The following is a 12,639-nucleotide window of genomic DNA, read 5'->3' as shown; positions in this document are numbered from 1 at the left end:
AACCTGGCTTTCTCGATGCTTTTCTCAAATGGCATGTTATGTCGATCCACGACCAAGTTCCCCCTGCTTTGAGCGAAGCTCCGTCTTATCGGTGTTGCCCATTTCGCCGCATCAGAAACATCTTCATTATTATTAAAGAAGAAACGCTTTCACCGCAAACCTCAAATACTGTGAAAACTGTTTATCGCAGGGGAAATAAAAAACCCTCACCGAAGTGAGGGTTTTCGCAAGCCGCAGCTTTCGCTGCAGGCTAGCTTATTTTTGGATCGATGCTACTGCGCCAGCGCCTACCGTACGGCCGCCTTCGCGAATAGCGAAGCGAGTGCCGTCTTCGAGGGCGATTGGGGCGATCAGCTCAACCGTTACCGTGATGTTGTCGCCAGGCATAACCATTTCCGTGCCTTCTGGCAGGGAGATGATACCCGTTACGTCAGTTGTACGGAAGTAGAACTGAGGACGGTAGCCCGTGAAGAAAGGCTTGTGACGTCCGCCTTCTTCTTTCGTCAGGACGTAAATTTGAGCCGTGAAGTTCGTGTGCGGTTTAACGGAACCTGGCTTTGCCAGGACTTGGCCGCGCTCGATGTCTTTACGGTCAACGCCGCGAAGCAGCGCGCCGATGTTGTCGCCGGCTTGAGCGGAGTCAAGCAGTTTGCGGAACATTTCAACGCCCGTTACGACGGATTTGCGCGTTTCTTCAACCAGACCGATGATTTCGATCTCGTCGGAAACTTTTACGACGCCACGCTCTACGCGACCCGTAGCAACCGTACCGCGGCCCGTGATCGTGAATACGTCCTCGACTGGCATCAGGAACGGTTTGTCCGTATCGCGTTGCGGAGTCGGGATGTACGTGTCGACTTGTTCGAACAGCTCGACGATTTTGTCGGCCCAAGGACCGTCCGGGTTTTGCAGCGCTTCACGAGCTGCACCGCGGATGATCGGCGTGTCGTCGCCTGGGAATTCGTATTCGCTGAGCAGGTCGCGAACTTCCATTTCAACGAGTTCCAGGAGCTCTTCGTCTTCAACCATGTCGCATTTGTTCAGGAATACGACGATGTAAGGTACGCCAACTTGGCGGGACAGCAGGATGTGCTCGCGCGTTTGCGGCATTGGGCCGTCAGCTGCGGATACAACCAGGATTGCGCCGTCCATTTGCGCTGCGCCGGTGATCATGTTTTTAACATAGTCGGCGTGGCCTGGGCAGTCAACGTGAGCGTAGTGACGGTTAGGCGTCTCGTACTCAACGTGTGCGGTCGAGATCGTGATACCGCGTTCGCGCTCTTCCGGCGCTTTGTCGATTTGGTCGAACGCTACGGCAGCACCGCCATAACGCTTGGAAAGTACAGTCGTGATCGCTGCAGTCAGCGTCGTTTTACCGTGGTCGACGTGACCGATAGTTCCGATGTTAACGTGCGGTTTATTACGTTCAAATTTAGCCTTAGCCATTGAACTCTTCCTCCTCAATATATAGAAGATTATGTGATCGGCCGGATGAACGCCTTATGGACGTCCATCATCCGGCCAAGGTACAACTTATGCCATGCGATGGCTCCAAGGTTTCGCGATTACGCGTTGCCTTTGGATTTTGCAACGATTTCTTCCGAGATCGAGCGCGGTACTTCTTCATAGTGCGAGAGCTCCATGGAGAATACGCCGCGACCCTGCGTACCGGAACGAAGAACCGTGGAATAACCGAACATCTCTGCCAGAGGCACCTTCGCACGAACGATCAACGCGCCATGGCGCGTGTCCGAACCTTCGATACGACCGCGGCGGGAGCTCAGCATACCCATTACGTCGCCCATGTACTCTTCAGGAACGCTGACTTCTACCTTCATGATTGGCTCAAGCAACACAGGATTACACTTGTCCTTCGCTGCTTTAAGCGCCATCGATCCGGCGATTTTGAACGCCATTTCGGAGGAGTCGACGTCATGGTAGGAACCGTCGAATACGATTGCTTTGATGTCGACCATCGGGAAGCCCGCGAGGACACCGTTTTTCATCGATTCTTCGATACCGGCTTGAACTGGAGCAATGTATTCACGCGGAATCGAGCCGCCGACGGTTTTATTTTCGAAGATAAAACCTTCTCCTGGCTCGAGCGGAATGAATTCAACCCAGCAATGACCGAATTGACCGCGTCCGCCGGACTGACGAACGAATTTGCCTTCGACCTTCGCAGCCGTCTTGAACGTTTCGCGATAAGCAACCTGCGGCTTACCAACGTTCGTTTCGACTTTGAATTCACGAAGCATACGGTCAACGAGGATCTCAAGGTGAAGCTCGCCCATACCTGCGATAATGGTTTGGCCGGTCTCTTCGTCCGTGTGCGCACGGAACGTAGGATCTTCCTCTGCCAGCTTTTGCAGCGCGATACCCATTTTGTCTTGGTCAGCCTTCGTCTTCGGTTCAACCGCGAGCTGGATAACCGGCTCAGGGAAGTTCATCGACTCAAGGATAACCGGGTTTTTCTCGTCGCAAAGCGTATCGCCGGTTGTCGTATCTTTCAAGCCTACCGCAGCCGCGATATCACCGGAGTAAACTTCGCTGATTTCTTGACGGCTGTTGGCGTGCATTTGAAGGATACGGCCGATCCGTTCGCGCTTGCCTTTCGTTGCGTTCACGACGTACGAGCCGGAGTTCAGGACGCCGGAGTATACGCGGAAGAACGTCAGTTTGCCCACGAACGGGTCAGTCATGATTTTGAATGCCAGTGCCGCGAACGGCTGGTCGTCGGCGGATTTGCGAGTCGTCTCCGTACCGTCTTCAAGGTGACCCTTGATATCCGGAACGTCGATCGGAGCAGGCAGGTAGTCGACAACGGCGTCGAGCATCAGTTGAACGCCTTTGTTACGGTAAGAGGAGCCGCAGATGACCGGGAAGATTTTAACTTCGCAAACGCCCTTGCGGAGCGCTGCTTTGATTTCTTCCACGGACAATTCTTCGCCTTCGAGGTACTTCATCGTGAGCTCTTCGTCAAGCTCAGCGACTTTCTCGACAAGCTCCATGCGGAGTTCTTCCACTTTGTCCGCATACTCGGCAGGAATTTCAATCTTTTCCGGCTCTTTGCCAAGATCGTCTTTGTATTTGTAAGCGACTCGTTCAACGAGGTCGATTACGCCCACGAAGTCGTTCTCTGCGCCGATCGGAAGTTGAATCGCCACCGCGTTTGCTTGAAGACGCAGGCGCATATCGCTAACGACGTTAAGGAAGTCCGCGCCGATAATGTCCATCTTGTTGACATACGCGATCCGCGGAACGCCGTAACGGTCGGCTTGACGCCAAACGGTTTCGGATTGTGGCTCAACGCCCTCTTTCGCACTGAAAACACCAACGGCCCCGTCCAATACGCGCAGGGAGCGTTCGACTTCTACCGTGAAGTCAACGTGCCCCGGGGTGTCGATAATATTGATGCGGTGACCATTCCATTGAGCGGTCGTAGCGGCGGACGTAATCGTGATCCCGCGCTCCTGTTCCTGCTCCATCCAGTCCATCGTCGCTGCACCTTCGTGCACCTCGCCGATTTTGTGGGTACGGCCCGTATAGAACAGGATCCGTTCCGTCGTGGTCGTCTTGCCAGCGTCAATATGCGCCATAATCCCGATATTACGCGTATTTTTCAAGGAGAACTCTCTTGCCATAATTCGATCTCCTTTCGATTATGCGGATACTACCAACGATAGTGAGCGAATGCTTTGTTCGCTTCAGCCATTTTGTGCGTATCTTCGCGTTTTTTAACGGATGAACCAGTGTTGTTGGAAGCATCGATAATCTCAGCCGCCAGACGCTCTTCCATCGTCTTCTCGCCGCGGTTGCGCGAATAGTTCACGAGCCAACGGAGACCAAGCGACGTACGGCGCTCAGGCTTGACTTCGATCGGCACTTGATAGTTCGAGCCGCCTACACGGCGTGCTTTAACTTCGAGCACCGGCATGATGTTCTTAATAGCTGCTTCAAAAACTTCCATCGGCTCTTTGCCCGTACGTTCGTTGATGAGCGTGAACGCATCATACAGAATCGTTTGAGCAACACCGCGTTTGCCGTCGATCATGATGCGGTTGATCAAGCGCGTTACGAGCTTGCTGTTGTACAGCGGATCTGGCAATACATCGCGCTTGGTTACAGGACCTTTGCGTGGCATTGGAAGTCCCCCTTTCTTCTAGTTTGACAATTTAGGATGAAGTTAACCGTTACCGGCCGGACCTTCATTATTTTTTAACTTTAGGACGCTTCGTACCGTACTTGGAACGAGCTTGCTTACGATTGTTCACGCCTGCAGTGTCAAGCGCGCCGCGAACGATGTGGTAACGTACGCCCGGAAGGTCTTTTACCCGGCCGCCGCGAACCAATACGACGCTGTGCTCTTGCAGGTTGTGGCCAATGCCGCCGATGTAAGCCGTTACCTCTACGCGGTTCGTCAGACGAACACGCGCATATTTCCGCAGGGCGGAGTTAGGTTTTTTCGGCGTCATCGTACCTACACGTGTGCAAACCCCGCGTTTTTGAGGCGAGCTCAGGTTTGTTTCTTCACGTTTCAGTGCATTGAAACCTCTTTGCAAAGCCGGCGATTTCGATTTAACGACTTTCGCTTCACGGCCTTTACGTACCAGCTGGTTAATTGTTGGCATGTTGCTTCCCCCTTCCTCACATAGTAATGCTCTCAAGACATATCGGCTTTGTTAAGCCCACAGATCCAGGCGGTTCATAAAGGAACAAACGAAAGTTTTTACTTTCCCTTGCGGGTCGGTAAAAACATCATGTTCTTATTCGATTTCGGGGATTACCGCCGCCATGGCCGCACCGACTTCGATGCCGCAGGTTTCCCCAAGGCTCTTCATCGACTCCGACCAGGTGATCGGCACGCCCGCCGTCTCGCAAAGCCGAACAATATTGTTCTTCAGCCGCGGATCTGCATCTTGCGCAACGTAGACGAGATTGGCTTTGCGTTGCTCTACCATCTTCATCGTTTGCTTACTACCTATAACGAATCGCATAATAACCATCCTTCCAAGTCAATCAAACTGACAAGTGCAGAGGTCGTGCGATTAGGCACACTACGACATATTAGCATTTGGCCTAAGGCTATGTCAAGCTTCCAAGCCCCAGATTTGCATGAAAATAAAGTAAACCGCGCGCCCCGTAACGGAGCGAAGAGCGATCAGGGCGACGGCCTCCTCGAGACCGCCCCTTCTCGCTCTTCCCCCGGTACTTTTAAGCGCTATGGCCTTGGCCTAAGACTCTACGGGCACCGTCTCGGCTTCAAGCTGCTCTTCGACCTGTTCGTCGTCCATGCCGGCGACGTGCACGCTTCTGTAGCGCTGCATGCCCGTTCCCGCCGGAATCAGCTTGCCGATGATAACATTCTCTTTCAAGCCGAGCAATTGGTCGACCTTTCCTTTGATCGCGGCATCGGTCAAGACGCGAGTCGTCTCTTGGAACGAAGCGGCGGACAAGAAGGAATCGGTTTCGAGCGACGCTTTCGTAATCCCGAGCAGGACCGGCTTGGCGACGGCCGGCTCTTGGCCGGACAGGATCGCTTCGCGATTGGCCGCTTCGTACTCGTGAATGTCGACGAACGCGCCCGGGAGCAGCGTCGTGTCGCCGGCTTCGACGATCCGGATCTTACGCAGCATTTGCTTGACCATGACTTCGATGTGCTTGTCGTTGATTTCTACCCCTTGGTTCCGGTAAACGCGCTGAACTTCTTGCAGGATATAGTTCTGCACGCCGCGGATGCCTTTGATCCGGAGCATATCTTTCGGGTCGATGGAACCGTCCGTCAGCTCGTCGCCGGCTTCGATTTGCTTGCCTTTGACTACGCGGATACGGGAGCCGAAGCTGACCGCATACGTTTTCGATTCCGCCTCGCCTTGAACTTCGATTTCGCGGCGATCTTTCGTCTCGCGGATGTCTTTGATGACGCCGTCGATTTCGGAAATGATCGCTTGGCCTTTCGGATTCCGCGCTTCGAAGAGCTCTTGGATACGCGGCAAACCTTGCGTGATATCGTCCCCTGCGACCCCGCCGGTATGGAAAGTACGCATCGTGAGCTGCGTGCCCGGCTCGCCGATCGATTGCGCGGCGATAATGCCGACCGCTTCGCCGATCTCGACGAATTTGCCCGTCGCCAGGTTGCGGCCGTAGCAGATTTTACATACGCCATGACGCGCGCGGCAGCTCAGCACGGAGCGGATTTGCAGTTTTTCGACGCCGGCGGCGACGATCGCTTCCGCCTTGTTCGAGTCGATCAGCTCATTGCGTTGAAGGATGACTTCGCCCGTTTGCGGGTGACGCACCGTCTCGAACGAGTAACGGCCTTCGATACGGTCGTACAGATCCTCGATGACCTCTTTGCCGTCTTGGATCTTGCTGACCATGAAGCCTTTATCCGTGCCGCAGTCGTCCTCGCGAACGATAACGTCCTGCGCGACGTCGACCAGACGACGGGTCAAGTAACCCGAGTCGGCCGTACGAAGCGCCGTATCGGCGAGACCTTTACGGGCGCCGTGCGTCGAGATGAAGTACTCGAGAACCGTCAGGCCTTCACGGAAGTTCGATTTGATCGGCAACTCGATGATCCGGCCGGACGGGTTCGCCATCAGACCGCGCATGCCGCCGAGCTGCGTGATTTGCGATTTGTTGCCCCGCGCCTTGGAATCGACCATGAGCATGATGGAGTTGTAACGGTCCATCGATTTCATGAGGATATCCGTAATTTGATCTTTCGTTTTGCTCCAGATCTCGATGACGCGGTCGTACCGTTCTTCGTTCGTGATCAAACCGCGGCGGTATTGATTCGTAACGACCTTAACTTTATCTTCGGACTCGCGCAGAATGTCTTGTTTTTCCGCCGGAACGACAACGTCCGCAACGGCAACCGTGATGCCCGCGCGCGTGGAATACGTAAATCCGAGCTGTTTAATGGCATCAAGCATGACGGAAGTACGGGTCGTATGATATTGACGGAAGCATTCCGCAATGATCAAGCCGAGGTACTCTTTGCCGACGCCGCCGATTTGCGCGATGCCCTCCAAGAAGGCAACCAAATCCGAGCCCTTTTCATGAACGAAATACTTCTCAGGCGTACCTTGAAGCAGGTTCACCTTCGTCGGTTCGTTGATGAACGGGAAGTCGCTCGGGAAAATCTCGTTGAAAATCACTTTGCCGACCGTCGTGCAAATCAGCGCTTTTTGCTGCGCGTCCGTAAAGGACGACTTCTTCAGAACCTTAACGGGGATAAAGATCCGCGCATGCAGCGACACGATACCGCGTTGGTAAGCCGAGATCGCTTCGTTGACCGTCGCGAACACGGATCCGCTGCCCTTGCCGTCTTTGTTGTCCATCGTCAGGTAGAAGCTGCCGAGGACCATATCCTGCGAAGGCGTTACGACCGGCTTGCCGTCTTTCGGGTTCAAAATGTTGCCCGATGCCAGCATGAGCAGACGCGCTTCGGCTTGCGCCTCGGCGGAAAGCGGCACGTGAACGGCCATTTGGTCGCCGTCGAAGTCCGCGTTGTACGCGGTACATACGAGCGGGTGAAGCTTGATCGCGCGGCCTTCGACCAGAATCGGTTCGAATGCTTGGATGCCGAGACGGTGAAGCGTCGGGGCACGGTTCAGCAGAACCGGGTGCTCCTTGATGACTTCCTCGAGCACATCCCATACTTCCGGGCTGACGCGTTCGACTTTGCGTTTCGCGCTCTTGATATTGTGAGCCAGGTTTTTGTTGACCAGCTCTTTCATGACGAACGGCTTGAACAGTTCCAGCGCCATTTCTTTCGGCAGGCCGCATTGGAACATTTTCAGGCTAGGTCCGACGACGATAACGGAACGGCCGGAATAGTCGACCCGTTTGCCGAGCAGGTTCTGACGGAACCGGCCTTGCTTGCCCTTCAGCATGTGGCTGAGCGACTTCAACGGACGGTTGCCCGGGCCCGTTACCGGACGGCCGCGGCGGCCGTTGTCGATCAGCGCGTCGACCGCTTCCTGCAGCATCCGCTTCTCGTTCTGCACGATGATATCCGGCGCGCCGAGGTCGAGCAGACGTTTCAGACGGTTGTTGCGGTTGATGACGCGGCGGTACAGGTCGTTCAAGTCGGACGTCGCGAAACGTCCGCCGTCCAGCTGCACCATCGGACGAAGTTCCGGCGGAATGACCGGCAGCACGTCGAGGATCATCCATTCCGGCATGTTGCCGGAGTTGCGGAACGCCTCGATGACTTCAAGACGCTTGATCGCGCGGTTGCGGCGTTGGCCTTGCGCCGTGCGAAGGTCTTCCTTCAGCGTCTCGAGCTCGCGCTCCACGTCGATGTCCTGGAGCAGCTTCTTGACCGCTTCCGCGCCCATGCCCGCCTGGAAGCCGTAGCCGTACTTCTCCCGGTAGCTGCGGTATTCTTTCTCGGACAGCAGCTGTTTCTTCTCCAGCGGCGTATCCCCTGGATCGGTTACGACATAGGATGCGAAATAAATGATCTCTTCCAACGAGCGGGGCGACATGTCGAGTGCCAGGCCCATGCGGCTCGGGATGCCTTTGAAGTACCAAATATGCGAGACGGGAGCCGCCAGCTCGATGTGGCCCATCCGTTCGCGGCGCACTTTCGCGCGCGTGACTTCGACGCCGCAGCGGTCGCAAACGACGCCTTTATAACGAACGCGTTTGTATTTGCCGCAATGGCACTCCCAGTCTTTGGTCGGCCCGAAAATCTTTTCGCAGAACAGGCCTTCCTTCTCCGGTTTCAGCGTCCGGTAGTTAATCGTTTCCGGTTTCTTTACTTCTCCGCGGGACCACGATCGGATTTTATCCGGGGAAGCCAATCCGATCTTCATATACTCGAAGTTGTTCACGTCCAACAAGGAGCAACCCTCCTTCGTCATGGTTCACTTAATTCTTGCTGCGTCGAATGCCGTGCAGCCGGTTCGCGCCCGCAAAGGCGCTCCCCGGCGTGATTCGTCCGTGGGACGAATCGGCATTCTCTATTCCAAGGCTGTGGAAGCTGTTACTCCACGCCGACCTCTGCGCCTTCCAGATTCAGGTTGAGCTTATCCGAAGTGCCGTCTTCGTCGTCGTCGATCTCTTTCATTTCGATCTCTTCCTCGTTCTCGGTCAGGATCTTGACGTCCATGCCCAAGCTTTGAAGTTCTTTGATCAAAACCTTGAACGACTCCGGTACGCCCGGCTCCGGCACATTCTCGCCCTTCACGATGGACTCGTACGTTTTGACGCGGCCGACGACATCGTCGGATTTCACGGTCAAAATTTCTTGCAGCGTATAGGCCGCGCCGTAGGCCTCGAGGGCCCAAACCTCCATCTCCCCGAAGCGCTGGCCGCCGAATTGGGCTTTACCGCCCAACGGCTGCTGCGTAACGAGCGAGTATGGGCCCGTGGAACGGGCATGGATTTTATCGTCGACCATGTGCGCCAGCTTGATCATGTACATGACGCCGACGGTGACTTCCCGTTCGAACGGTTCGCCGGAGCGGCCGTCATACAGGATCGTCTTGCCGTTGCGCTGCATGCTCGACTCTTCCATGGTATCGAATACGTCGTTCTCGCGCGCCCCGTCGAAGACCGGCGTCGCGGCGTGGATGCCGAGGCGTTTGCATGCCATGCCCAAGTGGACTTCAAGTACCTGGCCGATGTTCATCCGGGACGGTACGCCCAGCGGGTTGAGAACAACCTCGACCGGCGTGCCGTCCGGCAGGAACGGCATATCTTCTTCCGGCAGAATGCGGGCGATAACCCCTTTGTTGCCGTGGCGTCCGGCCATTTTGTCGCCTTCGGAAATTTTCCGTTTTTGCGCGATGTAGGCGCGAACCAGTTGATTGACGCCCGGCGGCAGTTCGTCGCCGTTCTCGCGGGTGAACACTTTCACGTCCACGACGATACCGTCGGTACCGTGCGGAACGCGCAGGCTCGTGTCCCGCACTTCGCGCGCCTTCTCGCCGAAGATCGCGTGCAGCAGGCGCTCTTCCGCCGTCAGTTCCGTAACCCCTTTAGGCGTTACTTTGCCGACGAGAATGTCCCCTGCGCTGATCTCGGCGCCGACGCGAATGATGCCGCGCTCATCCAGGTTGCGGAGCGCTTCTTCGCCCACGTTCGGAATGTCGCGCGTGATTTCTTCCGGTCCGAGCTTCGTATCCCGCGCTTCGGATTCGTATTCCTCGATGTGAATCGAAGTATATACGTCCTCTTTCACGAGCTTCTCGCTCAGCAGGATCGCATCCTCGTAGTTGTAGCCTTCCCAAGTCATGAACGCGACGACGACGTTGCGTCCGAGCGCGAGCTCGCCCATTTCCGTGGAAGGACCGTCCGCGAGAATATCGCCCTTTTTCACGATATCGCCCTTTTGGCAGATCGGGCGTTGATTGATGCACGTGCCTTGGTTGGAGCGCATGAACTTGTGCAGCTTATGCTTCACCAAGTCGCCGGTGACCGGCTTGCCGTCGATCGTCTCGACGCGGCGCAGCCAAATTTCGTTGGCGGACACGCGCTCGATAACGCCGTCGTATTTGGAAACAATGCATACCCCGGAATCCTTCGCGGACTTATGCTCCATGCCCGTGCCGACCAGCGGCGACTTCGGAATCAGAAGCGGCACCGCTTGCCGCTGCATGTTGGATCCCATGAGCGCACGGTTGGAGTCGTCGTTCTCGAGGAACGGAATCAGCGCCGTCGCGACGGACACGACCTGTTTCGGTGAAACGTCCATGTAGTCGACGCGTTCGGTCGGCATCGTCAGTATGTTGTCGGCTTGCTTGTTGTAACGAACGATGACGGCGTCCTCTTCGAACTTGCCCTCTTGGTTCAACTTCGCATTCGCTTGCGCGATGACGTAGTTGTCTTCCTCGTCGGCCGTCAGATACGCGATTTGCTCCGTGACGATGCCCGTCTTCGGATCGACCCAACGATATGGCGCCTCGATGAAGCCGTACTCGTTGATGCGGGCGAAGGTCGACAAGGAGTTGATCAACCCGATGTTCGGACCCTCCGGCGTTTCAATCGGGCACATCCGGCCGTAATGGGAATTATGCACGTCGCGGACCTCGAAGCCCGCGCGTTCGCGCGTCAACCCGCCCGGTCCGAGCGCGGAAAGACGACGCTTGTGCGTCAGTTCGGCAAGCGGATTCGTCTGGTCCATGAACTGCGACAATTGGGACGACCCGAAGAACTCCTTGATCGACGCGATAACCGGACGAATGTTGATGAGCGCCTGCGGCGTGATCGCGTTGGCGTCCTGAATGGACATCCGCTCGCGAACGACGCGCTCCATCCGGGAAAGGCCGATGCGGAACTGGTTCTGCAGCAGCTCGCCGACGGAACGCAGACGACGGTTGCCCAGGTGGTCGATGTCGTCCGTACTGCCCACGCCATGAAGCAGATCGATGAAGTAATTGATGGAAGCGATGATGTCCGCAGGCGTGATGTGTTTAACCGTTTTGTCGATCATGCCGTTGGCGATGACCTTAATGACCTTGCTCTCGTCCAGCGGCGAGAATACGCTGACGGTTTGCAGAGGTATACTATCCGCATCCAGAACGCCATTCGCCACATGGTACGTCTTGAACCCGACGTTGTTCTCCAAGTAAGGAATCAGCTCATCCAGCAAGCGGCGGTCGATCATTTGGCCGGCTTCGGCCAAAATTTCGCCCGTGCTCGGATCGAAGAGCGTCTCGGCCAAGCGCTGGTTGAACAAACGGTTCTTGATATGCAGCTTCTTATTGATTTTATAGCGGCCGACGTTCGCCAGATCGTAGCGCTTCGGATCGAAGAAACGCGCGACCAGGAGGCTCTTCGCGTTATCCAATGTCGGCGGCTCGCCCGGACGAAGTCTTTCGTAAATTTCGATAAGCGCTTTTTCGGTGGAATCGGTATTGTCTTTATCGAGCGTGTTCCGGATATACTCGTCATGCCCCAGCAAATCCAAAATTTCGGCGTCCGTGCCGAATCCGAGCGCGCGCAGCAATACCGTGACCGGAATTTTACGCGTGCGGTCGATCCGGACGTAGATGATGTCCTTCGCGTCGGTTTCCAGCTCGAGCCAGGCCCCGCGGTTCGGAATCACCGTCGCCGTATAATTTTTCTTGCCGTTTTTGTCCACTTTCGTGCTAAAGTAAACGCTAGGTGAACGTACCAATTGGCTGACGATAACGCGCTCCGCCCCGTTGATGATGAACGTGCCCGTTTCGGTCATCAGCGGGAAGTCGCCCATGAACACTTCTTGCTCTTTAACTTCGCCGGTTTCCTTGTTAATGAGCCGAACCTTCACGCGCAGCGGAGCTGCGTACGTTACGTCGCGTTCTTTCGACTCGTCCACGGAATACTTCGGCTCGCCAAGCGAGTAGTCGATGAACTCCAGCATCAAATTGCCCGTAAAATCCTGAATCGGCGAGATGTCCTGGAAAAGCTCAAGCAAGTCCTTCTCCAAAAACTTCTCGTACGATTTTTGTTGGATTTCAATCAGGTTCGGAACTTCGAGCACCTCGCGGATGCGGGCATAGCTTCTACGCGTGCGACGCCCATACTGAACAAGTTGTCCTGCCAACTTAACCTCACCCCTCATGTCTGCTTCACAGAAAGTGAACAATGACCGTGTATACACAAACATTGCTGTAACCAGAACGTGCAGCAGGCAAATTC

General features: G+C 55.6%; 7 protein-coding genes. All 7 read right to left on the bottom strand.

The window, feature by feature from the left end:
- Positions 1-255: 255 nt before the first annotated feature.
- The gene (gene tuf / locus I8J29_RS25420; RefSeq protein ID WP_090649062.1) at positions 256-1,446 is read right to left on the bottom strand and encodes an elongation factor Tu; all 1,191 of its coding nucleotides are present in this window, start codon (positions 1,444-1,446) and stop codon (positions 256-258) included.
- A 119-nt stretch (positions 1,447-1,565) separates the two neighbouring features.
- Positions 1,566-3,644 carry an elongation factor G gene (fusA, locus tag I8J29_RS25415; RefSeq protein WP_208850211.1) on the bottom strand — a complete coding sequence of 693 codons (2,079 nt, stop codon included), beginning with the start codon at positions 3,642-3,644 and terminating at the stop codon, positions 1,566-1,568.
- 29 nt (positions 3,645-3,673) lie between these two features.
- On the bottom strand, positions 3,674-4,144 hold the full coding sequence (gene rpsG / locus I8J29_RS25410; protein WP_090649056.1) for a 30S ribosomal protein S7: 471 nt from the start codon (positions 4,142-4,144) through the stop codon (positions 3,674-3,676).
- A gap of 67 nt (positions 4,145-4,211) precedes the next feature.
- Positions 4,212-4,631, bottom strand: coding sequence for a 30S ribosomal protein S12 (gene rpsL / locus I8J29_RS25405; protein WP_090583216.1), 420 nt, complete (start codon positions 4,629-4,631; stop codon positions 4,212-4,214).
- A 135-nt stretch (positions 4,632-4,766) separates the two neighbouring features.
- Positions 4,767-4,997, bottom strand: coding sequence for a ribosomal L7Ae/L30e/S12e/Gadd45 family protein (locus I8J29_RS25400; RefSeq protein WP_090649053.1), 231 nt, complete (start codon positions 4,995-4,997; stop codon positions 4,767-4,769).
- 237 nt (positions 4,998-5,234) lie between these two features.
- Entirely contained in the window at positions 5,235-8,855 is a 3,621-nt protein-coding gene (rpoC, locus tag I8J29_RS25395; RefSeq protein ID WP_208850210.1) for a DNA-directed RNA polymerase subunit beta', read from the bottom strand.
- A 143-nt stretch (positions 8,856-8,998) separates the two neighbouring features.
- Positions 8,999-12,562 (bottom strand): DNA-directed RNA polymerase subunit beta, encoded by a 3,564-nt coding sequence (gene rpoB / locus I8J29_RS25390; RefSeq protein WP_208850209.1) that lies wholly within the window; start codon positions 12,560-12,562, stop codon positions 8,999-9,001.
- Positions 12,563-12,639: the final 77 nt, after the last annotated feature.

The organism is Paenibacillus artemisiicola (assembly GCF_017652985.1).
In the GTDB taxonomy this organism is placed as follows: domain Bacteria; phylum Bacillota; class Bacilli; order Paenibacillales; family Paenibacillaceae; genus Paenibacillus_Z; species Paenibacillus_Z artemisiicola.
Note: the sequence above shows the minus strand (reverse complement) of the source record. Positions and strands in the feature narration are given on the sequence as shown.